The following is a 22,435-nucleotide window of genomic DNA, read 5'->3' as shown; positions in this document are numbered from 1 at the left end:
TGTCCTCCGGGATCAAGCGCGGTCAGCAGGGCTGCCGGGCATCAGGTCGTATGGGGCTTTCCAGCCCGGTGTTTCGCTCAAACGCGTGAGCCACGCGTCGATATGGGGCCAGTCGCTGCGGTCAAAGCCAAAAGGCTCGGGGTAATAAAGATACCCGCAGCAGCTGAGGTCTGCGTTTGTTAACTCATCGCCCACGATCCAGTCGCGGCCGTCGAGATGGTCATTCAGCACGCCGTAGGCCGCCTTGAGCCGGCCTTGGTTAAAGGCAATGACCTCGGCGGGGCGTTTGTCTTCGGGCAGGAAGTTCATCAAGAAACGGGTCATCCCGGCGACAGAGCTGAGTTTGTGGTTATCCCACAACACCCACCGCAGGATTTCGCGGCGTTCCGTCGCGTCGCGGCCGCCGAATTTGCCTGACTTTTCCGCGACGTAATCCTGAATGACACCCGATTGCGTGAGCCGCAGATCGCCATCAATCATCACCGGCGCTTCGCCCATATTGTTGATCTGTTCGCGGTAGTCCGGCTGCCGCGTCTGGCCGCCGAAAAAGTCGACCTTCACCGGCTCCCAGTCCAGACCTGAAAGTTCCAATGCAAGCGCCGCCTTATAGGCATTGCCGGATTCGCCAAAGCAATAAAGTTGAATGGTCACGTGTCTATCCTCCTCAAATGTCATCGCCCGCAGCGCCGTCGGACGGTATTTGTAAAAGGATGAAGGGGGCAGGGGGGCCTTATCTTCATCCTTTCTTAAATACCTCTGCGCTGCGCTTTCGGTACGCGCGCGGTTAAAGGCTGCGCGCGATCAGTTCCTTCATGATCTCATTGGTGCCACCATAGATGCGTTGCACCCGCGCGTCGGCCCACATTTCACCGACGGCGTATTCTTGCATGAAGCCGTAGCCGCCGTGCAGTTGCAAGCAGGCGTCAAGCACTTCGCCTTGGGTGTCGGTGAGCCAGTATTTCTGCATCGCGGCCTTATCGACGGTCAGCTCGCCGCGCAGGTGCTCGGCGATGCATTCGTCGAGGAAAGCGCGGGAGACGGCAGTTTTGGTTTTCACTTCGGCCAGTTGGAAGCGGGTGTTTTGAAACTGGGTCAGCGGGCCGCCGAAGGCTTCACGTTCTTTGCAGTAAGCGATCGTGCGCGCGACCGCGCCTTCCATGGCGCCCACCGCACCGCAGCCGATGATGAGGCGCTCTTGGGGGAGTTGCCGCATCATCTGGTAGAAGCCTTGGCCCTCGTCTTGACCGAGGATGTTTTCGGGCGGGATTTCGACGTTGTCGAAGAAGAGCTCGGAGGTGTCGGCGGCGTGCAGGCCGATTTTGTCGAGGTTGCGGCCGCGTTGGAAACCTTGAGCGCCATCGGTTTCGACGACGACCAGTGAGACGCCTTTGGAGCCTTCTTTGGGGTCGGTCTTGGCAGCAACGATGATCAGATTGGCGTGTTGGCCGTTGGTGATGAAGGTCTTTTGGCCGGAAAGCTTATAGGCGTTGCCGTCGCGCACGGCCTTGGTCTTGATCCGCTGCACGTCCGAGCCGGTGGAGGGTTCGGTCATCGCCAGTGCGCCGACCAGCTCGCCGGAGACCATTTTGGGCAGCCAACGTTTCTTTTGGTCTTCGGTGCCATAGGCGAGGATGTAATGCGCGACGATGCCCGAATGGATGCCGTGGCCCCAAGAGGCGAGGTTGGCGCGGGAGCCTTCGATCAGGATCGCGGCTTCGTGGCCAAAGTCACCGCCTGCGCCGCCGTATTCTTCGGGCACCGAGGGGCAGAGCAGGCCGAGCTCACCGGCTTGGGCCCAAGTCTCGCGGTCCATCTGACCCTGTTTGCGCCATTTCTCGAATTTGGGCGCCCATTCGGTGTTGATGAACTGCGCCGACATATCGGCGATCATCTGGTGTTCGTCGGTCATCCATGTGGATGTTTTGCTTTGCGTCATCCGCCCCTCCCCAGGGTTCAGCGTTTGCGGCTTTCCAGTTCGGCGTTGAACAGGCGCAGCCGCGTAGTCAGGTTTTCTTCGTTCATGACCGAGTTGAAATTCTCGAACAGGAACGACAGTGCTTCCCCTTCATCAAGACCTGCATCCGTGCTGAACTTCTTGAGCCTGCGGTAGCCTTCTTCGGTCATGGCGACGGGGAAGCGGCGGGTCAGGCGGAAGCGTTTGGGCATGGTCTCTCCGGGTGTTGGGCAGGGTGGGGGACAGGCCCCCACCACCCGTTTTAGAAGTTTGCGGCCTCCAATGCCATGACCGTGTCCGCGCCGGATTGGATGCGGGTCAGGTGCAGGGCCGTCGCAGGCAGCTGCCGTGCCATATAGTAGCGCCCGGTCGCGAGCTTCGTCTCGTAGAACGCGGCGTCACCGCTGCCGTTCTTCAGGGCTTCTTTCGCCGCCAGACCCATCTTGGCCCACATCAGACCCAAGCAGACATGGCCGAACATATGCATGAAGTCGTTCGACCCTGCGAGCGCGTGGTTCGGGTTCTTCATGCCGTTTTGCATGAAATACATACCCGCCGATTGCAGGTCTTTGCTGGCCGCTTTCAGTGGGTCAAGGAAGGCCGCGTCGAACTCGGCGTCTTGGCCGGCGTTGTCCTTGATGAAGCCTTTGATCAGGTCAAAGAAGGCCATGACATGCTTGCCGCCGTCTTGGGCCAATTTGCGGCCCACGAGGTCGAGCGCTTGGACGCCGTTGGCACCTTCGTAGATCTGGGCGATGCGGGCGTCGCGGGTGAACTGGGACATGCCCCATTCTTCGATATAGCCATGGCCGCCGTAGACCTGCTGGGCCTTCACGGTCATGTCGTAACCTTGGTCGGTCAGGAAGCCTTTGATGACCGGGGTCAGCAGGGAGACGAGACCATCGGCGTCTTTGTCATCGGCGCGGTGGGCGGCGTCGATCATGGTGGCGCCCCAGAGGATGAAGGCGCGGGCGGCTTCGACGAAGCTTTTCTGGTCCATCAGCGAGCGGCGGATGTCGGGGTGCACGATCAGCGGATCGGCGGGCTTGTCAGGGAACTCAGCCCCGGTGACGGCACGGCCCTGAAGGCGGTCGTTGGCGTAGATCACGGCGTTTTGGTAGGCCACATCGGCCTGCGCCAGTCCCTGCATGCCAACGCCGACGCGGGCTTCGTTCATCATGGTGAACATGGCGCGCATGCCCTTGTGCTCGGTGCCCAGTAGATAGCCGGTAGCGCCGTCGTAGTTCATCACGCAGGTGGAGTTGCCGTGGATGCCCATCTTTTCTTCGATGGAGCCGACGGAGACGCCGTTGCGCTCGCCCAAGGAGCCGTCTTCATTGACCATGAACTTGGGCACGATGAAGAGCGACACGCCTTTGATGCCTTCCGGGCCGCCTTCGATCTTGGCCAGCACCAGATGGATGATGTTGTCGGCCATGTCGTGCTCACCGGACGAGATGAAAATCTTCTGGCCGGAGATTTTGTAGCTGCCGTCGTCCTGCGGCGCGGCTTTGGTGCGCATCAGGCCCAGATCGGTGCCGCAATGCGGCTCGGTCAGGTTCATGGTGCCGGTCCATTCGCAGGAGACCATCTTGGGCAGGTAGGTGTCTTTCTGCGCGTCGGTGCCATGGGCGAGGATCGCGGAGGCGGCGCCGTGGGTCAGGCCCTGGTACATGGTGAAGGCTTGGTTGGCGGCGGAGAACATTTCGCCCACGGCGGTGCCCATGACATAGGGCATGTTCTGCCCACCGTACTGTTCGGGCATGTCGAGACCGGGCCAGCCGCCTTCTTTGACCTTCTCAAAGGCTTCTTTGAAACCTTTCGGCGTATAGACCACGCCATTCTCCAAACGGCAGCCTTCCTTGTCGCCCACGGCGTTCAGCGGGGCGAGGACTTCGGAGGTCAGCTTGCCCGCTTCGTCCAAAATGGCGGAGGTGAAATCAGGCTCCAGCTCGTCATAGCCGGGGGTCTGGCTTTCGGTGACTTTCAGCACGTCATGCAGGACAAATTGCAGGTCTTTGGTGGGGGCTGTGTAGCTGGGCATCTATGCTCTCCGGGTGGTCTTTTTATGGATGTCGTGGCGCGGCGCGGAGCCGCTAGGTTTATTCGGCGGCGCGACGCGGCTGGTTCATGGAGGCGATCATCTTTTCCCCCCATTTCAGCTGGTCTTTGAGGTCATCAATCGCCTCGTTCAGCTCATCGCGGCGGGATTCGAGATCGGCCAGACGGGCGCGGGCCACGTCATAGGCGGCGGCGATCTGGGTCTGCTGCTGGTCGCCCATGTGGTAGAGGTCGAGCAACTGGCGGATTTCTTCGAGGCTGAAGCCAAAGCGTTTGCCGCGCAGGATCAGCTTGAGCCGGGCACGGTCGCTTTTGGTGAACAGGCGTTTTTGACCTTCCCGCAGCGGGAAGAGCAGCTCTTTCGCCTCGTAAAAGCGCAGAGTGCGCGGGGTCACCTCAAAGGCGTCGCACATCTGGCGGATGGTCAGGGTGTCGGCGGTCATTTCATGTCTCTCCGAGCGTCATTACAGGACTTCAGGTGGGGACTTGCTCTGCTCTTACAATGGAAGTTGACGTTGACGTAAGCGATACGTTGCGTCACTTTCTAAATCGGGCAGCAACACGTAATATTACGCCGAATACCAGTTGCCGGGTGCCTCAGTAAAAAGGCACCTTTGACGAAACGGCGCAGGCAAACTGAGGCGGTGCATGTCAAAGAGAATCTCGTTAGATCACTTTGCGCAATGCTGTGCTGAGGCTGAGGATGGTGTGGCACTGTCGCGATGCGGCCTGAACTTCTACTCCGGCTTTGGCATCCATTTGGTGAGCTACCATGGCGACAATAGTGAGGCCACGGCGGTTCAGTTCGAACGCGATCTCAGCGTTACCGATGCGGTCCGCTGGACGTCGGAGATACTGGACCCGGATCAGTTAAAGACCAGCCCGATCGAGAATCTCGCGCGGCGGCGCATGGCCCCATTCTACTGGTCCGAAGTCGAAGAGCTCACGCGGCTGACAAAGACTGAACAGGTCTATATGCGCAGGTTGCAGCAGTTGCGCCCCCACGGTGGTTTGGCGGTTCATGTTCACGGACCGCAAGGGGCGGCGGCGGTCGTTAACCTCGGTTTTGGTCCGGACGCACCTGAGCTTTCCAAGAACGACATCTTTACCCTGCACAGCGCCGCCCAGACCGCGCATCTGCGCTATTCTGTCATGATGGAAGACGTTGAGGCGCGCGATGCGGGTCTGTCCCCGCGAGAGATCGAAGTGCTGGAGTGGATCGCCACCGGCAAAAGCAACGGGGTGATTGCCGAGATCTTGGGTATTTCCCCGCATACAGTAGACACCAATGTGCGCCGCATTTTTTCCAAGCTTGAAGTTAACGACCGTACCACGGCTGCGATCCGCGGCTTGGGGGCAGGGCTGCTGCGTAAGCCGAAACGGGATCGATCATAAACCTTTGTCGAATTGGTTCGGCTATTGGTTGTCACGTGGTTGCGGGACAAGACTCGAAACAGGCCCGGTCTTAAGAAGGTAGCCTTACCTAACAAGGGTTCGAGCATGTCTAAGCAGCAAAGCATTAAGCATCCCGCAGAGGGTGCCAATGTCTCTGCGCGGCCAACTGGCGCACAGGATGACACCAAAGCGCGCGTTCTGCGCGATCTGAAAGCCGCGTCCGATCTGGTCGAAAGCGGCGCTTTTGATCTGGCAGGTCACGCCAATAATGACACGGTTTCTGATATGATCCGGGTGGTGGCCGACTTGCAGCTGTTGATCACGCAACTGACGCCGCGCCGGAACCAGTAATCGACGGGGTCCGACTGGTCAGGCGGACTCCTGTCCGATCGCCGCAGCCGTATCGTCGCGCAGCTTTTGCAACTCGGCCATAGCCTCGTCTAACTGCGCGCGCTGCTCGGCCAGTTCTTCCAACTGCCCATCCGCCATCGTCACCCAAGCGCGCATCTGCGCCTCGGTGCCTTCTTTCTCATAGATCAGCAGCCACTGGCGGATGTCTTCCAGCGCAAAGCCGAACTTGCGGCCGCGCAGGATCAGCTTCATCCGGGCGCGCTCGCGCGGGCCATAGAAGCGGGACCGCCCTTCGCGGTGCGGCTGCAGCAATTCGATATATTCGTAATAGCGCAGGGTGCGTGGCGTCACATCGAAAGCCGCGCACATCTCTTTGAAAGTCAGGCGTTCATCATCCAAAGCATCTACTCCCTGCGGGCAAACTATGGTCAGCGGCAGGGATGCGCAACCGGTGCTCTTGCCCTTTCGCTATCCCCCCGTGATAAAGGGTAAAACCAGCCGCGAGGGACCGGACCGCATGTCGGACAAGTTAAAAATGGCGCGCCAGTTCATTCAGGCCCTGCCGCATTCCATGGCGCTTGGCATGGAACTGCGTGATTTGGGCGATGGCTCTGCCGAGATCACCATGCCTTACGATGAGAAGCTGATCGGTGACCCCAAGACCGGGGTGATTCACGGCGGCGCGGTCTCCGCCCTGATGGACACCTGCTGTGGTGCTGCGGTGATGAGCCACCCGAGCAACCCGGCGGCCACGGCGACGATGGACCTGCGCATTGAATACCTGCGCGCTGCGACCCCCGGTCAGTCCATCACCACACGCGCGACCTGCTATCACGTGACCCGCTCGGTAGCGTTCGTCCGCGCCACGGCGACGGATGAGGACGCCGAGAACCTTGTGGCTACCGCAACAGGCACTTTCACCGTGGAGGGCCACAAATGAGTGAGCGTCGCAAGCCAGAGCCAGTTCAGGTCATCAAACAACGCCGCGACGGGGTGCTGCGCGCGCTGGTCGAAGGCGTGCCCTACATCCAGTTTCTGGGCATCCAGTTGGAACGTCGCGGCGATGAGCTGACTGGCGTCATGCCCTATACCGACCAACTTATCGGCAACCCGATCCTGCCTGCGCTCCACGGCGGCGCGACGGCAGCGTTTCTGGAGGTCACGGCGATCATCACGCTCAGCTGGGGGCTGATCTGGGAAGACATGGAAAGCGGTGCACTGAATCTCGACAATCTGGATGGGGACCACCTGCCGCGTCTGCCCAAAACGATTGATTTCACCGTCGATTACCTGCGCACTGGTCTGCCACGCGATGCCTATGCGCGCGCGCGGATTAACCGCTCCGGGCGGCGCTATGCCAGCGTGCATGTCGAGGCGTGGCAGGACAACCGCAGCCGCATTTTCGCCCAGGCCACGGGCCATTTCGTAATGCCCCAGCGGCGTGGCTGAGACGGAGGCCGAACCGCTTACCGACGCTGATCTGCGGGCGGTCGAGCGCGGCACGCTGGCCGCCCGCGATGTGGTGACGCACCGCCGTGTGCTCAAGATCGCGATCCCCATCGTCATTTCCAACGCCACAGTGCCGATCCTCGGCGCGGTGGATACCGGCGTGGTCGGCCAGTTGGGCGCAGCGGCCCCCATCGGCGCGGTGGGGCTGGGGGCGATCATCCTTTCGGCGCTCTATTGGATTTTCGGCTTTCTGCGCATGGGCACCGTCGGGCTAACGGCACAGGCTGCTGGCAATGGAGAAGAGGGCGAGGTCGCGGCCCTCTTGACGCGCGGCTTACTGATCGGCGCGGGCGCGGGGCTGGTGCTCATGGCGTTGCAACTGCCGCTGTTCTGGGCGTCCTTTCAGGTGGCTCCCGCCTCCGACGAGGTCGAAGGGCTGGCGCGGCAATATATGGCGATCCGCATCTGGTCTGCGCCCGCTGCGATCTCGATCTATGCGATCACCGGCTGGCTGATTGCCCAAGAGCGCAGCCGTGCGGTGCTGGTACTGCAGGTCTGGATGAACGGGCTGAACATATTGCTCGATCTGTGGTTCGTGCTGGGCCTCGGCTGGGGTGTCGAGGGCGTTGCGATTGCCACTTTCCTTGCCGAATGGAGCGGTGCGGTTCTTGGTCTGTGGTTCTGCCGCGCAGCCTTCGTGCAGCCTGCCTGGCGCGACTGGGTGCAGGTCTTTGACGGGCCGCGTTGGAAGCGGATGATGCAGGTGAACACCGACATCCTGATCCGCTCGCTGCTGCTGCAGGCGATCTTTGTCTCCTTCCTCTTCATGGGGTCGGGCTTGGGCGATGTCACACTGGCGGCCAATCAGGTGCTGCTGCAATTCCTGATGATCACCTCTTACGGGCTGGACGGGTTTGCCTTTGCCGCCGAGGCCATCGTCGGGCGCGCCTATGGCGCGGGCCAGCGTGAAGTCCTGCGGCGCGGCTCGGTGTTGACTTCGGGCTGGGCGCTCTTGGTCAGCGTGCTGCTGGCGCTGGCGTTTGCATTGGCGGGCGGGGCGATCATTGATCTGATGGCCAAAGCGCCCGAGGTGCAGGACGTTGCGCGGCTCTATCTGCCCTATATGGTCGCGGCCCCGCTCTTGGGTTGCGCGGCCTATATGCTCGACGGCATCTTCATCGGGGCCACCCGCTCGCGCGATATGCGCAACATGATGCTGGTGTCGTTCCTGTTCTATGTCGCGGTGGCGCTGTTGCTGGTGCCGAACCTTGGCAACCATGGGTTGTGGATTTCGCTGCTGGTGTCCTTCGTGGTGCGGGGCATCACGCTGGGGCTGCGCTATCCGGCGCTGGAGCGCGCGGCGGGTTAGAGCAGCGCTCTTACGGCTTCCGGCGGGCGCCCAATCACGGCGCGGGTATCGCGGAAGGCGATGGGCCGTTCGATGAGGATAGGGTGGGCAGCCATGGCGTCGAGAAGCGTGTCTTCGGGGCTGTCTTTACTAAGGCTCAGGTCCTTGAACACCTTCTCGCCCGTTCGCATTATCTCAACGGCACCCAGCCCAAGCGCATCGCGCGCCGCCAGAATCTCATCCCGCGAAGGCGCATCATCGAGATACCGGCGTAAAGTTACCGGCACGCCCGCGTCTTCGATCAAGGCCAGCGTCTGACGCGATTTCGAGCAGCGCGGATTGTGCCAAAGAGTAATCACAGCCAGTCCTCACGCTTGCTGCCCACCGCATCGGCGACATTCGCGAAACCATCTTGGGCCAGCAGCTTGTCCAGCCCCGTGGTGATCTCTTCGACCAGCCCAACGCCGCCAAAGACCAGCGCGGTGTAGAGTTGCAGCGCAGAGGCGCCGGCGCAGATTTTAGCGTAGGCGGTTTCGGCATCCGAGACGCCCCCGACACCGACCAGCGGGATGTCCGTCAGCCCCGAGAGCCGCGCCAAAACGAGGGTCGAGCGTTCGAACAACGGCGCGCCCGAGAGGCCGCCCGCCTCAGGCGCATGGGCGCTGGCAAGGCCGGTCCGGTCCAGCGTGGTATTGGTGGCGATGATCGCCGCGACACCGGCGTTCTGGGCGACTTCGGCCACGTCTTCGATCTCGGCCTCGGTCAGATCGGGGGCGATTTTCAGGAAGACCGGCGTGGCACCGCGCACTTCCATCACGCCTTCAAGCAAGGCTGCGAGGGCGGCTTTGCCCTGCAAATCGCGGAGCTTTTCGGTGTTGGGGGAGGAGACATTGACGGTCGCGAAATCGACGTGATCGCGGGCGACGGTCATGACCTTGGCAAAATCGGCCGCCCGGTCTTCGCTGGTCTTGTTGGCCCCGAGGTTCAACCCCACCGGCACGCCAGACCCTCGGCGCGAAAGCCTTGCGCAGATCGCTTGCATCCCGTCGTTGTTAAAGCCGAACCGGTTGATCGCGGCGCGGTCTTCGGTCAGGCGAAACAACCGCGGGCGCGGGTTGCCGGGCTGGGGCAGGGGGGTGGCAGCACCGACCTCGATAAAGCCAAAACCCGCACGCGACAGCGGCGCGACGGCGGTGGCATTTTTGTCAAAGCCCGCTGCCAGCCCAACCGGGTTCAGCAGGTCCAGCCCCGCCAATGTGGTCCGCAAGCGCGGCGAGGTCTGCGGGCCGGGGGCAGGGGCTAGCCTGCCGCGCAGAGCGCGGATCGCCAGACCATGGGCGGCTTCGGGGTCAAGCTGGTGCAGGGCGCGCAGGCCGAGCCGTTCGAGCAGCGGCGTCATGCAAAACCCTCGGTCAGCGGCAGGGCGCGGGAGCGGATCAGCCGGGAGGTCTCCACCGCGGCTTGACGGTGCACAACGGCGGCTTGATATTCCGGGTCCGAAATCATTGCGAGGAAGGCGTGGGCAGACGGGTAGCGGGCGATGAACATGATGTCCCATGCTTCATCCTGCGGGCCGATCAGCGTCACGTCAAAGGCGCCGCGCCACAGGATGCTGCCGCCCACACGGGCCAGCACCGGGGCGCTGTCGCGGCCATAGGCGGCATAGGCCTCGGCCCCTGTCAGCCCATCGCGCGCGGCCTCGTGATCGCCAGGGTAGTTCGCCTTGTCGCGCAGGCGCACGAGGTTCAGCATGTCGATCTGCTGATCCCGATCCAGCCCCTTGAAAGCGTCGAACTGGGCGCGTTCGGGGTCGATATAGCCGGTCATGCGCTGGCCTCGCCCAAACCTGCGGGGAACTGATGCACCCCGTCAACGAGCGGTAGCGGCTGGGCCCAGAGCACGTCATCCATCGTCAACTGGCGGTAGAGATGCGGGAACAGCGCCCCACCACGCGACGGCTCCCATTCCAGCGCGTCGCCAAGGGCGTCACTGTCCACGGCCAGCAGGAACAACCCATCGACGCCAGCGAAATGCTTAGCGGCGGTTTCCTCGGCCTGTTCGGCGGTCGAGAAATGGACATAGCCATCGGTGACATCAATCGGCGCCCCATCGGTGGCCCCGTCTTTGCGCAGCGCCGCCCATTCGTCGGCGCGGAATATCTTAAAAATCAGCATAACTTCTGATGCCCGCCACGAGGCCGGTGGTCAAGGGGCCGAGGGTGACCATGGGGCAGGCAATATGACCTTTGACACGCGCACGGCACCGCGCCACGATGCCGATATAACAAACAACAGGGGAACTATCATGAAACGATTCCTGACCGCAGGTGCGGTTCTGGCGCTGAGCACTGGCATGGCCGCGGCTGAGTACAATCTCACCATCCTGCACACCAATGATTTCCACGCCCGCTTTGAGCCGATCAGCAAATATGACGGGCCCTGCAGCTCTGAGGACAATGGCGAAGGCAAGTGCTTTGGCGGCTCCGGTCGTTTGATGACCGCAATCACAGAAGCGCGCGACCGGGCGGAGAACAGCATTCTTGTGGATGGCGGCGACCAGTTTCAGGGCACGCTGTTCTACACCCATTACAAGGGCATGCTCGCGGCCGAAATGATGAACAACATGGGCTATGACGCGATGACCGTGGGCAACCACGAGTTCGACGATGGCCCCGAAGTGCTGCGCGGCTTTATGGACGCGGTGGAGTTCCCGGTGCTGATGTCCAACGGTGATGTCACGAACGAACCGCTTTTGGCCGACAAGCTGGCGAAATCCACCGTGATCGAGAAGGGCGGGGAGCAGATTGGCCTCATCGGTCTGACACCGCAGGATACCCATGAGCTCGCCAGCCCCGGCGACAATGTCACCTTCTCCGATCCCGTTGCGGCGGTGCAGGGCGAGGTGGATTTGTTGGCCGCTAAAGGCGTGAACAAGATCATCGTTCTCAGCCACTCTGGCTATAGCGTCGATCAAAAGGTCGCGGCAGAGACCACCGGCGTCGACGTGATCGTGGGTGGCCATACCAATACCCTGCTCAGCAACACCAATGAACGCGCCGAGGGGCCCTATCCGACGATGGTGGGCGAAACGGCGATTGTTCATGCCTATGCCTATGGCAAGTTCTTGGGCGAGTTGAACGTCACCTTTGACGACGAAGGCAACATCACCAAAGCCGAAGGCGAGCCGCTGATCATGGACGCGGCGGTAACCGAAGACCAGCCCACGGTGGACCGGATCGCCGAGGCGGCCAAACCGCTTGAAGAAATCCGCAACCGCGTGGTTGCCGAAACCTCTGAAGCGATTGATGGCGAACGTGGCAGCTGCCGGGCGCAAGAATGCTCTATGGGCAACCTTGTTTCGGATGCGATGTTGGACCGTGTGAAGGATCAGGGCATCGACGTTGCGATTTCCAACTCGGGCGGTTTGCGTGCTTCTATCGATGCAGGCGAAGTGACCATGGGCGAAGTGCTGACGGTACTGCCGTTCCAGAACACGCTGTCGACCTTCCAGGTCAGCGGCGCGACGCTGGTCGAGGCGCTGGAGAACGGTGTGAGCCAGCATGAAGAGCAAGCCGGGCGTTTCCCCCAAGTCGCGGGCATGTCTTTTGCCTTTGACCCTAAGGCCGAGCCGGGCAGCCGGATTAGCGACGTGATGATCGGCGATGCGCCGATTGATCCGGAAAAGACCTATGGCGTTGTGTCGAACAACTATGTCCGCAATGGCGGGGATGGCTATGCGATGTTTAAAGACGCGGAAAACGCCTATGACTACGGCCCCGACCTGGCCGATGTGACGGCGGAGTATCTGGCCAAGGACGGGACCTACACTCCCTACACCGATGGCCGCATCACGATGAAGTAAGGCGGGTGCAAACCTGACCGGAGAGGGCGCGTCCAACCGGGCGCGCCTTTTTCGTGGGGGCTATTGCGACTGCGGCATCCTGGGCGACGTTAGTACAGGCTAGAAGCGCTTCGCGTCCGGCACCCAACCGCTTGACCCCTTGCACCTTCGCACCCGCAAGCTACACAGGCGTCAACCAGACAGGAGACCACCATGCTCACCCCCTTCCACCTTGCCTATAACGTCCGCGACCTCGACCAGACCCGCGCCTTCTACGGCGAGGTGCTGGGCTGCCAAGAGGGGCGGTCGACGGAGACTTGGGTTGATTACTCTTTTTTCGGCCATCAGATTTCGCTGCATTTGGGCGAGCCTTTTGCCACCGCGGCGACGGGCAAGGTCGGCGATCACATGGTGCCGATGCCGCACCTCGGTGTGGTGTTGCAGATGGACGACTGGAAAGCGCTCGCCGACCGGCTGAAAGGCGCGGAGGTCGACTTTATTATCGAACCCTCGCTGCGGTTCGAGGGGGAGCCGGGCGAGCAGGCGACAATGTTCTTCCGCGACCCATCAGGCAACCCGATTGAGATCAAAGGGTTCGCCGATATGGAGCGCGTCTTCGCACAGTAAATCGGTTAAACACGCGAAAACCCCGCCGAGGGCGGGGCTTTCGTTAGATCAAGCGTCGGACCGGTTACTCGGTGGCCACTGCATCAAATGAGATCGCACCTTCCATCACCGCCGCATCGGCTTCGGAGCCAGCACCGGTGAATGTTTCGGGCGTGTCAGCATCCACATCCAGCGTATAGCTGCCAAGGACCGGGATCGGGCCGCTGGTCCAAGCGTCATTCGCGCCGGTGATTGTGTGGTTGGTGGTCGAGTTGTTGATAAAGACCAGTTGGTCGCCCGGCTGCACATGGGTCAGCGCGGGGAAATAAGCGCCGTCGACGATCAGCACGTTGCGAGCCTCGGCCAGCGCGCCGGTAGCGCCGAAGACAGTTGTGACGACGGCAAGCATGCCGGCGCCTTTGCGGAATGAACTCAGCATCATCATGCTCCTTTTGGTCGCCCGGATCGGGCAGATATGCCTGTGCATAACGCGCGAATACGGCATAACTTGGGCGTCAGCGTTGAAAGCTTGGGGCGCTCAGTCCGCCTGCGCCTGCTGGGCCAGCCAGTTGCGGAAGGACACCAGCGCGCCGGTCTCATCCCGGTCCTCGGGCCAGACGAGGTAGTAATTCCCGATGCTCTGGGTGGTCTGGGCGGCGGCGAGCACCAACTGCCCATCATTAAGATAGGGCCGGGCAAAGAACGTCGGCAGCAGCGCCACGCCCAAGCCATGGATCGCCGCCTGCGCCATCGTCGAGAACTGGTCGAACATCATGCCCACCGGCGGGTCTTCGGTCTCGCCCAGAGTGCCCAGCCAACGCGCCCAGCCGCGGGGGCGGGTCTCAAGGTGCAGCAGGGGTAGGCGGCGAATCTCGCGCGCGTCCTCCAGCGGCTCTGACAACAGGTCAGGCGCACAGACCGCCACGACGGTTTCCGGCAGCAGCGGAAGATAGCGCACGCCGGGCCAGTCCTCATGACCAAAATGAATGGCCGCATCAAAGCGGCTGCCGTCAAAAGCAAAAGGCCGCAGCCGGGTCGAGAGGTTCACCGTGACCTCTGGGTGATCACGGGCAAAGTCGCGCAGGCGCGGGGCCAGCCAATGCATCCCAAAGGCCGGAAGAATCGCCAGATTGAGCGTGCCGCCCGTGGGGTTGGTGCGCGCCGAGACCGAGGCCTGCGCCAAGCGGTTTAGGATGTCGCGCACCTGTCCCACATACTCCAACCCCGCCTGCGTGGGCGTCAATCGCCGCCCTTGCCGGATCATCAGTGCCACGCCCAGCTGTTCCTCCAACGTCTTGATCTGGCGGCTCACTGCGCTTTGCGTCAGGTTTAATTCCTGCGCCGCCGCCGTGGCGGTGCCAAGCCGGGTGACCGCCTCGAACGACAGCAGGGCAGAGATCGAAGGCAGGAAACGGCGCGGCGCAATCATATGAGTTTTTCTCATAAACACAGGACAAAGCAGCGATAGAGTTCCCCCGCGCAATTTGCAATACTGCCGCAAATCACATCACCCGAAAGGATGCCCTCATGACTGCCGACGCCCCCGCGCTGCGCGCCAAAGACAAGCCCGACCTCGGAACCTTCGACTGGACGGACCCCTTCCGCCTCGACAGCCAGTTGACCGAAGACGAACGCATGATCCGCGATTCTGCCCATGCCTATGCGCAAGAAAAGCTACAGCCCCGCGTGATCGATGCCTTCGCCAATGAAGAAACCGACGCGGGCATCTTCCGCGAAATGGGCGACATGGGCCTTCTGGGCGTCACCATCCCCGAGGAATACGGCGGCTTGGGCGGCAACTATGTCTCTTACGGTCTGGTTGCCCGCGAAGTGGAGCGCGTGGACAGCGGCTACCGCTCGATGATGTCAGTGCAGGCGAGCCTCGTCATGTATCCGATCTATGCCTACGGCTCCGAAGAACAGCGCAAGAAATACCTGCCCAAACTCTGCTCGGGCGAATGGATCGGCTGCTTCGGTCTGACCGAACCTGACGCCGGCTCCGACCCTGCGGGCATGAAAACCCGCGCCGTGAAGACTGCGAATGGCTACAAGCTGACCGGCTCCAAGATGTGGATCTCGAACTCCCCCATCGCCGATGTCTTTGTCGTCTGGGCCAAGTCCGAAGAGCACGACAACAAGATTCGCGGCTTTGTGCTGGAAAAAGGCATGAAGGGCCTAAGCGCGCCGAAGATCGGCAACAAGCTTTCTTTGCGCGCCTCGATCACCGGCGAGATCGTCATGGACGGTGTCGAAGTTGGTGAAGACGCGCTGTTGCCGCATGTGCAGGGTCTCAAAGGCCCCTTCGGCTGCCTGAACCGCGCCCGCTACGGCATCTCCTGGGGCGCCATGGGCGCCGCCGAGTTCTGCTGGCACGCCTCGCGTCAATACGGTCTGGACCGCAAACAGTTCAACAAACCGCTGGCGCAGACTCAGCTGTTCCAGAAAAAGCTGGCCGACATGATGACCGAAATCTCCTTGGGTCTGCAGGGTTCGCTGCAGGTCGGCCGCCTGATGGACGCCGCCAATGCCGCGCCCGAGATGATCTCGATCGTCAAGCGCAACAACTGCGGCAAGGCGCTGGACGTGGCACGCATGTCCCGCGATATGCACGGCGGCAACGGCATCTCCGGTGAATTCCAAGTGATCCGCCACATGATGAACCTTGAGACGGTGAACACCTATGAGGGCACCCATGACGTGCACGCGCTGATCCTGGGTCGTGCCCAAACCGGCTTGCAGGCGTTCTTTTAAACGACGGTATATTGGGGGGATTTCCTCCCCCCCAAGCCCCCCCTCCAAGTATTTGAGGCCAAAAAGAATGGGGCTCCCCCGCTCTTTTTGGCCAAAAATACTTTCACCGAAGGCAAGAAGTTTTATTTCAAGAGGCCCCATGGACCGCGTTGCTATCGTTCATGAGAACTTCCTCCGTCGCGTTGCGGCGGGGGATTTTCCTGTTTCCACTTCCGATAAAAAAACGCTCGACCGGGGCGCACTGGAGCAGCTTTATCGCGCGCAGGTATTAAGCAGGGCCCTCGATCTGCAAAGCCGGGTCATGCAGAAGGCGGGGCAGGGGTTTTATACCATTGGCTCCTCGGGCCATGAGGGCATGGCCGCGGTGGCGGCAGCGCTGCGGGTGGATGACATTGCCTTCCTGCATTACCGCGATGCGGCGTTTCAGATTGCCCGGGCCGATCAGGCCGAAGGGCAGGACATGTTGCGCGACATGCTCTTGAGCTTCGCCTGTTCTGCAGAGGATCCGACGAGTGGTGGGCGGCACAAGGTGCTGGGTTCGCGGCCTTTGATGATCCCACCGCAGACCTCGACCATCGCCAGCCATCTGCCCAAGGCAGTGGGCGCCGCGCATTCCATCGGCATGGCGCGGCGGCAGCGGCCGGAGCATGCGATCTTGCCGCGCGATGCGATTGCCATGTGCAGTTTTGGTGACGCTTCGGCGAACCATTCCACGGCGCAGGGGGCGATCAACGCGGCCTGTTGGACCGCCGTGCAGGGCGTGCCTTTGCCGCTTTTGTTTGTCTGCGAGGACAACGGCATCGGGATTTCGACCAAGACGCCAACTGGCTGGATCAAAGCGTCGATGTCTGCCCGGCCGGGGTTGAAGTTTTTCGAGGGCGATGGGCTCGACCTGCATGCTGCCTTTGCGGCGGCCAAAGAGGCGGCGGATTATGTGCGGGTGCATCGCAAGCCGGCCTTTTTGCATCTGCGCACCGTGCGGCTTTATGGCCATGCCGGGGCGGATGTGGCGACTTCATATTTGCCGCGGGCCGAGGTTGAGGCGGATGAGGCGAATGATCCTTTGCTGCATTCCGCGCGGTTGTTGGTCGAGGCAGGGATGGGGGCCGAAGAGGCGCTGGCGATTTACCGCGAGACGCAGGATGCGGTGGCTAAGGCTGCTCACGAGGTGGTCAAACGTCCCCGCTTGAAGACGGCCTCGGATGTCATGGCGAGCCTTGTGCCGCCCAAGCGCGCCTGCGCGCCCAGCAACGGGCCGAGCGCCGAAGCGCGGGCCGAGGCCTTCGGCAGCGACATGGGCCAGATGGACAACCCGCAGCCGATGTCGCGGTTGATTAACTGGGCTTTGCACGATCTGATGTTGGCGCATCCCGAAACCATGCTGATGGGCGAGGATGTGGGCCGCAAGGGTGGGGTCTATGGCGTTACACAGAAGTTGCAGAGCCGCTTTGGGCCGGGGCGGGTGATCGACACGCTGTTGGATGAGCAGAGCATTTTGGGCTTGGCGATTGGCATGGCGCATAACGGTTTTGTGCCGATGCCCGAGATCCAGTTTCTGGCCTATCTGCACAATGCCGAGGACCAGCTGCGCGGGGAGGCGGCGACGCTGCCATTTTTCTCGGACGGGCAGTGGAGCAACCCGATGGTGCTGCGCATCGCGGGGCTGGGCTATCAGAAGGGCTTTGGCGGGCATTTTCATAATGACAACTCGCTGGCCGTGTTGCGCGACATTCCGGGGATTATTATTGCTTGTCCCTCTGCCGGGGATGACGCCGCGATGATGTTGCGTGAGGCGCATCGTTTGGCGCGCGAGGAGCAGCGGGTGGTGGTCTTTGTTGAGCCGATTGCGCTTTATCCGATGCGCGATTTGGAGGAGGCCGGGGATGGCGGCTGGATGCGTCATTATCCGGCGCCGGATCGGCGGATCGGGTTGGGCGAAGTTGGTGTTTCTGGTGATGGCGCTGATTTGGCGATCGTGAGCTATGGCAACGGGCATTATCTGAGCCAGCAGGCGGCGCTGGATTTGGCGGCGCAGGGCGTGGAGGCGCGGGTGATTGATTTACGCTGGTTGGCGCCTTTGCCGGAGGCGGCGTTGATGGAGGCGATTGGGGATCGGCCTGTGTTGATCGTCGATGAATGTCGCCGCACGGGGGGGCAGGCCGAGGGGCTGATGGCGCTGATGGCGGAGCGCGGTGTTGAGCGCTTTGCGCGGCTAACGGCGGAGGATAGTTTTATTGCCACTGGGCCAGCTTATGCGGCGACGCTGCCCTCGCGGGAGGGGATCGTGGCGGCGGCGCGTGAGTTGCTCGGATAGGGCCGGCGCCTGCCTGCGGGTTGGTGATGCGAAGGGTGGTTCATGCCACTTTATGGTGCAGCCTTGGCGATTTTTCTCAGAGTTGCGCCCAGCCTTACCAAATCGCCTACCCGGGGGGGCGGGCAGGCGATGGCCCGGCGCCTGCGGCTTGATTCCGGGCTGGGACTGTCGATTGCGCTAATCGTTTTTGGCTGGCGCACCGCCTTGGAAGTCGTTGCCATTGGCGTAGTCGCAGGGGGCTTCTTGCATTTCTAGATGCAGGCCGTTGCCTCGATAAGGATGCGCGCGGGCCAGTGCTTCGTCCACCTCAATCCCCAGACCGGGCGCCTCGGGCGCGCTGATGAAACCGCCTTCCGTTCGGATCGCCCCCTTGATCAGTTTCTCATGAAACGGCGTCTCAATGGTCTCGCACATCAGGATGTTTGGGATCGCCGTCGCAAGTTGCACATTCGCCGCCCACTCCACCGGCCCGGCATAAAGATGCGGCGCGATCTGCGCGTTATATACCTCGGCCATGGCGGCGATCTTGCGGGCCTCATTGATGCCACCCACCCGACCAAGCGCCGGTTGCAGGATTTCCGCAGCCCCAGAGCGCAGGAGCGGCGCGAACTCGGCCTTGGTGGTCAACCGCTCGCCCGTAGCCACTGGGATGCGCTGGCCGCGGGCGACCTTGGCCATCTGCTCTGGCGCATCGGGCGGGATCGGCTCTTCGAACCACAGCGGGTCGTAAGGCTCTAAGGCTTTGCCCAGACGGATCGCGCCCGCAGTCGTAAACTGACCATGGGTGCCGAACAGCAGGTCGGCCTTATCCCCCACCGCCTCACGGATCGCTTTGCAAAAGGCGACCGAGCGCGTGATGTCCGACATCGCGGGCATATGGCCACCGCGCAGCGTGTAGGGGCCTGCGGGGTCGAACTTTACCGCCGTATAGCCGCGGGCGACGCAATCGGCGGCGGATTCGGCGGCCATCTCGGGCGAGGTCCAGAAGGCGGCAATGTCGTGATGAGGCAGCGGGTAGAGATAGGTATAGGCGCGCACTCGCGCGTTGGTGCGCCCGCCGAGCAGCGCATGCACCGGGCGGTCGCGGTCTTTGCCCAAGATGTCCCAGCAGGCGATCTCTAACCCCGAAAACGCCCCCATGACCGTCAGATCGGGCCGCTGGGTGAAGCCAGACGAATAGGCGCGGCGGAACATCGGCTCGATGTTTTCGGGGTTCTCGCCAACCATGTGACGGGTAAAGACGTCCTCGATCACCGCTGTCATCGCCTTGGGGCCGACGCTCGTGGCATAGCATTCGCCCCAGCCGGTGATGCCGCTGTCGGTCGTCAGCTTGACCAAGATCCAATAGCGCCCGCCCCAGCCGGGGGCGGGTGGGGCCGTCACGATCACATCGAGGTCTTGCAGCTTCATGACGGGCCCTCCTGTTGACCTGCGGTCAGGTCTCTTTCTTGTCGTTCACGATCTTCATCTGCGCCACGCCGCTTTCGCCCAGATCGACCTTGGCGAAGGGGCCGCCGTGGCACATCTGGCCGGGATCGGTGATGTCGACGGGGCCTTCCTCGGCCAGCACTTTTTCGGCAAATTGCTCGGCGTTGTCTTTGGGACGGTAGCCTAAGAAGGACGCTTTGGCATTGTCCACCGGGGCGCGGTCGTTGTTCGACACACCGTAGATTACCGAGAAACCGACCGAAGGCGTGTCGACGGCGCGGGTCACCAGTTGGATCAGGTCGTCATAGCTGAGCCACGAGCCAAGCGCGCGGGAGTTGTTGACCTGCGCGGCGCTGAGAATGCGCAGATGTACGGATTCCAACTGGCGTTTGTCCCAATACATGGAGCCGAGGTCTTCGGTGAAGCATTTGGCGAGACCGTAGAAGGTGTCGGGCTTGTGGGCGGCGTCGATGCCGATGAAGTCGGATTTCTTGTGCATGCCAACCGCGTGGATCGAGGAGGCATAGACCACGCGGCGTGCGCCGGCTTGATAGGCGGATTCCCAGACGTTGTAGGAGCCGACGAAGTTCGGACCCAAGAGTTCCATGAAGGGTTTCTCGTCCACGATGGCGCCGAAATGCACCACCATGTCGGCGCCCTCCATCAGGGCCGCGACCTCGTCGTAATTGGCCAGATCGGCCTTCTGGTAGCGCTCGCCGTCATAAAGCGTGCCGACGTCCTCGGCGATGTCGGAGCTGACCAGTTCCTCGCACATCGCGGCCAGCGGCTCGCGCAGGTAAGAGCCGAGGCGCCCGGCGGCACCGGTCAGGACCAGTTTCTTGAATTTCATCTCGTTATCCTTTCACGTCTTTGAAATCTTGTCGCGCACTTGCGCGCGCAGCGCATCAGCCCCACGGGCCAGCAGACCCGCATCGGTGCCGCAGGCGACGAAGGTGAAACCTTCGTTCAGCAACTCGGCGGCAAAATTGGGATCGGTGACCAAGGTGCCCACGGGAATGCCTTTGTCGATCAGCAGCTTTGCCGCCGGGCGGATCAGATCCCAGATCTCGGGGTGCATGGTCTGACCCAGATGGCCCATATCAGCGCCAATGTCCGCAGGGCCAAAGAAGATGCCGTCGATCCCCTCGACTTCGGCAAAACCGGCGGCGTTTTCCACGGCGGCGCGGGTTTCAAGCTGGATCAGGATCGCGGTCTGGTTCTCGACTTGGTCGTAGTAGTCCTCGATCCGGCCAAAGCGGTTGGCGCGGTTCAGTCCGGCCACGCCGCGCACGCCACGTGGCGGGTAGCGGCAGGCGGCGACGGCGGCGCGGGCCTCGTCGGGCGTCTGCACCATCGGGAACAGCAAGCCCGGCGCGCCGAGGTCCATCAAGCGTTTCACTTTGACCGCGTCGTTCCAATCGGGCCGCACCATCGCCGTGGTCTCGCTGCCCGAAAACGCCTGCAACTGGCCCAGCACGGACTTCATATCGCTCGGTGCGTGCTCCATATCGAGCATCACCCAGTCATAGCCCGCATGGGCCACCACCTCGGCGGCATAGCCGTCCGACAGCGAGACCCAGAGGCCGAGCTGTTTCTGACCCGACCGGATTGCGGCGAGGAACTTGTTCTCGGCGTGCTTCATATCACGGCCCTTTCAATGAATTTCTCGGACCGCACAATGCGCCCATATTCCAGCGGCGTAAGGTCCAGCGTGCGGTAGGCGCCATGGGTGATCAATTCGGCAATGCCGCGCCCGATGGCGGGGGCCTGTTGCAAGCCATGGCCGGAAAAGCCGTTCATAAAGACGAAGTTCGCGACCTTGTCATGCCGCCCCAGAATGGCGTTCTGGTCAACGGTGTTAAAGGCATAATGCCCGACCCATTCGTTGATCACCTTGACCCGTTCAAAGGCCGGGACGCGGGTCGCAATCGCGGGCCAGACCTTGTTTTCCCAGATCGAATGGTCAAAGCCAAAGTCGTCATAGGCCACATCGACATCATCGTCCGGCGGGCAGCCCGCCATGTAGTATTTGCCCTCTTGCCGCATGTGCACGCCGCTGGGGTCGATGGTCAGCGGCAGGTCCATTTCCAGCGGCTCGGCGGCGTCAAAGATGAAGGTGTAGCGCTTGCGCGGGACCACGGGCAGGTCGATCCCCGCCATCCGCGCTGTTGCTGCCGCGCGGGGGCCGGAAGCGTTGACCACCGTGCCGCAGGAAACCTTCGCGCCGGATTTTAGCGTCACCGCATCCACGGCGCTGCCTGCGGGGTTCAGGTCCATGCCCGTCGCCTCGTCATGCACAAAGCTCACACCGCGCCGCTTGGCCATACGTTTGAACCAGTCGAACATGGTGCCGCCGTCGAAATAGCCTTCGTCCACCGTGTTATGGTTGGCCGCGATAATGTCGTCGAGGCTGTAGAAGGGGTAGCGCGCGGCAAGCTCCTCGCGGGTCATATGTTTGGTATGCGCGCCCATCGCGGCTTGGATCGCCTGCGTCTCGCGCAGGGTCTCGGCAAACTTGGGCGTGTCGGCAAGGTAGAGGTAGCCAAAGCATTGTAGGGCGAGGTGGGGCACCTCCGGGTCGTCATGCATGAAGTGACGAAAATTCTTGATGAACTCGGCCCCGAACTGCGAGATTTGGATGTTCACACGGCTGCTGAACTGCTGCCGGATGCAAGAATTCGTATGGCTGGTCGAGGCGAATTCATAGGTCGGGTCGCGCTCCACCACCAAGATGCTGCCATCAAAACCGGGCGTGTTCGTCAGCCACCAGGCCAGCGCCGAGCCATAGATGGCCCCCCCCACGATCACCACGTCATAAGACGTCTCAAGCGCGTTTTGCATGCACATTCTCCCCTTGCGCATTCCCCTCGCAAACTGGGTAGCGCAAGCATTGGGGTGCTGCAATCTCTGTGAACGCTGCGGGGGATTTTCCTTATCC

At 61.9% G+C, this 22,435-nt stretch carries 25 protein-coding genes; 9 read left to right on the top strand and 16 right to left on the bottom strand.

Translation table 11 applies throughout. From position 1 onward, the window contains the following. Positions 1-12 precede the first annotated feature (12 nt). The 5 genes from BLS57_RS06095 to BLS57_RS06075 form a co-directional block, all read right to left on the bottom strand. Positions 13-651, bottom strand: coding sequence for a glutathione S-transferase family protein (locus BLS57_RS06095; protein ID WP_093740175.1), 639 nt, complete (start codon positions 649-651; stop codon positions 13-15). A 133-nt stretch (positions 652-784) separates the two neighbouring features. Beyond that, a complete protein-coding gene (locus BLS57_RS06090; protein ID WP_093740173.1) occupies positions 785-1,936 on the bottom strand; it encodes an acyl-CoA dehydrogenase family protein in 1,152 nt (383 codons plus the stop codon). 17 nt (positions 1,937-1,953) lie between these two features. Next, a complete protein-coding gene (locus BLS57_RS06085) occupies positions 1,954-2,166 on the bottom strand; it encodes a hypothetical protein (protein WP_093740171.1) in 213 nt (70 codons plus the stop codon). A gap of 50 nt (positions 2,167-2,216) precedes the next feature. Then, positions 2,217-3,998, bottom strand: coding sequence for an acyl-CoA dehydrogenase C-terminal domain-containing protein (locus BLS57_RS06080; protein WP_093740169.1), 1,782 nt, complete (start codon positions 3,996-3,998; stop codon positions 2,217-2,219). A 58-nt stretch (positions 3,999-4,056) separates the two neighbouring features. Next, entirely contained in the window at positions 4,057-4,458 is a 402-nt protein-coding gene (locus BLS57_RS06075; RefSeq protein ID WP_093740167.1) for a MerR family transcriptional regulator, read from the bottom strand. 205 nt (positions 4,459-4,663) lie between these two features. On the opposite strand from BLS57_RS06075, the gene BLS57_RS06070 reads away from it, so the two are divergent. Then, positions 4,664-5,410, top strand: coding sequence for a helix-turn-helix transcriptional regulator (locus BLS57_RS06070; RefSeq protein WP_093740165.1), 747 nt, complete (start codon positions 4,664-4,666; stop codon positions 5,408-5,410). Between the two features lie 105 nt (positions 5,411-5,515). After that, the gene (locus BLS57_RS06065; RefSeq protein ID WP_093740163.1) at positions 5,516-5,761 is read left to right on the top strand and encodes a hypothetical protein; all 246 of its coding nucleotides are present in this window, start codon (positions 5,516-5,518) and stop codon (positions 5,759-5,761) included. 18 nt (positions 5,762-5,779) lie between these two features. On the opposite strand, the gene BLS57_RS06060 is transcribed toward BLS57_RS06065, so the two are convergent. After that, the gene (locus BLS57_RS06060; RefSeq protein WP_093740161.1) at positions 5,780-6,160 is read right to left on the bottom strand and encodes a MerR family transcriptional regulator; all 381 of its coding nucleotides are present in this window, start codon (positions 6,158-6,160) and stop codon (positions 5,780-5,782) included. Between the two features lie 118 nt (positions 6,161-6,278). Here BLS57_RS06060 and BLS57_RS06055 point away from each other — a divergent pair, with 118 nt between their 5' ends. The 3 genes from BLS57_RS06055 to BLS57_RS06045 are packed head-to-tail and all read left to right on the top strand — an operon-like array spanning position 6,279 to position 8,579. Continuing rightward, positions 6,279-6,701: a PaaI family thioesterase gene (locus BLS57_RS06055; RefSeq protein WP_093740374.1), complete on the top strand. Its 423-nt coding sequence runs from the start codon at positions 6,279-6,281 to the stop codon at positions 6,699-6,701. After that, positions 6,698-7,210 (top strand): PaaI family thioesterase, encoded by a 513-nt coding sequence (locus BLS57_RS06050; RefSeq protein WP_093740159.1) that lies wholly within the window; start codon positions 6,698-6,700, stop codon positions 7,208-7,210. The genes BLS57_RS06055 and BLS57_RS06050 overlap by 4 nt, the downstream gene beginning before the upstream one ends. Positions 7,211-7,241: 31 nt before the next feature. Continuing rightward, positions 7,242-8,579 (top strand): MATE family efflux transporter, encoded by a 1,338-nt coding sequence (locus BLS57_RS06045; protein ID WP_208597528.1) that lies wholly within the window; start codon positions 7,242-7,244, stop codon positions 8,577-8,579. Here BLS57_RS06045 and arsC read toward each other — a convergent pair. Genes arsC through BLS57_RS06025 form a run of 4 tightly spaced genes read right to left on the bottom strand, consistent with a single transcriptional unit; the run spans position 8,576 to position 10,732 of the window. Then, complete coding sequence (gene arsC / locus BLS57_RS06040; protein WP_093740155.1) at positions 8,576-8,917, bottom strand: arsenate reductase (glutaredoxin); 342 nt, start codon at positions 8,915-8,917, stop codon at positions 8,576-8,578. The two genes, BLS57_RS06045 and arsC, sit on opposite strands and share 4 nt — an antisense overlap. Beyond that, positions 8,914-9,957: a quinone-dependent dihydroorotate dehydrogenase gene (locus BLS57_RS06035; protein ID WP_093740153.1), complete on the bottom strand. Its 1,044-nt coding sequence runs from the start codon at positions 9,955-9,957 to the stop codon at positions 8,914-8,916. Before BLS57_RS06035 ends, arsC begins: the two co-directional genes overlap by 4 nt. Beyond that, the gene (locus BLS57_RS06030; RefSeq protein ID WP_093740151.1) at positions 9,954-10,385 is read right to left on the bottom strand and encodes a DUF1330 domain-containing protein; all 432 of its coding nucleotides are present in this window, start codon (positions 10,383-10,385) and stop codon (positions 9,954-9,956) included. The genes BLS57_RS06035 and BLS57_RS06030 overlap by 4 nt, the downstream gene beginning before the upstream one ends. Continuing rightward, a complete protein-coding gene (locus BLS57_RS06025; protein ID WP_093740149.1) occupies positions 10,382-10,732 on the bottom strand; it encodes a DUF952 domain-containing protein in 351 nt (116 codons plus the stop codon). Before BLS57_RS06025 ends, BLS57_RS06030 begins: the two co-directional genes overlap by 4 nt. A gap of 130 nt (positions 10,733-10,862) precedes the next feature. Here BLS57_RS06025 and BLS57_RS06020 point away from each other — a divergent pair, with 130 nt between their 5' ends. Both BLS57_RS06020 and BLS57_RS06015 read left to right on the top strand, forming a co-directional pair. Continuing rightward, a complete protein-coding gene (locus tag BLS57_RS06020; RefSeq protein WP_093740147.1) occupies positions 10,863-12,419 on the top strand; it encodes a bifunctional metallophosphatase/5'-nucleotidase in 1,557 nt (518 codons plus the stop codon). A 192-nt stretch (positions 12,420-12,611) separates the two neighbouring features. Beyond that, on the top strand, positions 12,612-13,025 hold the full coding sequence (locus BLS57_RS06015; RefSeq protein WP_093740145.1) for a VOC family protein: 414 nt from the start codon (positions 12,612-12,614) through the stop codon (positions 13,023-13,025). 64 nt (positions 13,026-13,089) lie between these two features. On the opposite strand, the gene BLS57_RS06010 is transcribed toward BLS57_RS06015, so the two are convergent. Together BLS57_RS06010 and BLS57_RS06005 are read right to left on the bottom strand one after the other, a co-directional pair. After that, the gene (locus BLS57_RS06010; protein ID WP_139186612.1) at positions 13,090-13,413 is read right to left on the bottom strand and encodes a cupredoxin domain-containing protein; all 324 of its coding nucleotides are present in this window, start codon (positions 13,411-13,413) and stop codon (positions 13,090-13,092) included. A gap of 129 nt (positions 13,414-13,542) precedes the next feature. Continuing rightward, complete coding sequence (locus BLS57_RS06005) at positions 13,543-14,433, bottom strand: LysR substrate-binding domain-containing protein (protein WP_093740141.1); 891 nt, start codon at positions 14,431-14,433, stop codon at positions 13,543-13,545. Between the two features lie 98 nt (positions 14,434-14,531). Here BLS57_RS06005 and BLS57_RS06000 point away from each other — a divergent pair, with 98 nt between their 5' ends. Both BLS57_RS06000 and BLS57_RS05995 read left to right on the top strand, forming a co-directional pair. Then, a complete protein-coding gene (locus tag BLS57_RS06000; protein ID WP_093740139.1) occupies positions 14,532-15,755 on the top strand; it encodes an acyl-CoA dehydrogenase in 1,224 nt (407 codons plus the stop codon). 139 nt (positions 15,756-15,894) lie between these two features. Continuing rightward, positions 15,895-18,069 carry a thiamine pyrophosphate-dependent enzyme gene (locus BLS57_RS05995; RefSeq protein WP_093740137.1) on the top strand — a complete coding sequence of 725 codons (2,175 nt, stop codon included), beginning with the start codon at positions 15,895-15,897 and terminating at the stop codon, positions 18,067-18,069. A 177-nt stretch (positions 18,070-18,246) separates the two neighbouring features. On the opposite strand, the gene BLS57_RS05990 is transcribed toward BLS57_RS05995, so the two are convergent. Genes BLS57_RS05990 through BLS57_RS05975 form a run of 4 tightly spaced genes read right to left on the bottom strand, consistent with a single transcriptional unit; the run spans position 18,247 to position 22,338 of the window. Beyond that, positions 18,247-19,479 (bottom strand): mandelate racemase/muconate lactonizing enzyme family protein, encoded by a 1,233-nt coding sequence (locus tag BLS57_RS05990; RefSeq protein ID WP_093740135.1) that lies wholly within the window; start codon positions 19,477-19,479, stop codon positions 18,247-18,249. A gap of 25 nt (positions 19,480-19,504) precedes the next feature. Next, complete coding sequence (locus BLS57_RS05985) at positions 19,505-20,347, bottom strand: NAD-dependent epimerase/dehydratase family protein (protein WP_093740133.1); 843 nt, start codon at positions 20,345-20,347, stop codon at positions 19,505-19,507. Between the two features lie 12 nt (positions 20,348-20,359). After that, the gene (locus BLS57_RS05980; RefSeq protein ID WP_093740131.1) at positions 20,360-21,139 is read right to left on the bottom strand and encodes an HpcH/HpaI aldolase family protein; all 780 of its coding nucleotides are present in this window, start codon (positions 21,137-21,139) and stop codon (positions 20,360-20,362) included. Next, positions 21,136-22,338 (bottom strand): NAD(P)/FAD-dependent oxidoreductase, encoded by a 1,203-nt coding sequence (locus BLS57_RS05975; RefSeq protein WP_093740129.1) that lies wholly within the window; start codon positions 22,336-22,338, stop codon positions 21,136-21,138. Before BLS57_RS05975 ends, BLS57_RS05980 begins: the two co-directional genes overlap by 4 nt. Positions 22,339-22,435 lie beyond the last annotated feature (97 nt).

This window comes from Sulfitobacter delicatus, assembly GCF_900102535.1.
GTDB lineage: Bacteria > Pseudomonadota > Alphaproteobacteria > Rhodobacterales > Rhodobacteraceae > Sulfitobacter > Sulfitobacter delicatus.
This window is presented reverse-complemented; position numbering and strand designations above follow the sequence as displayed.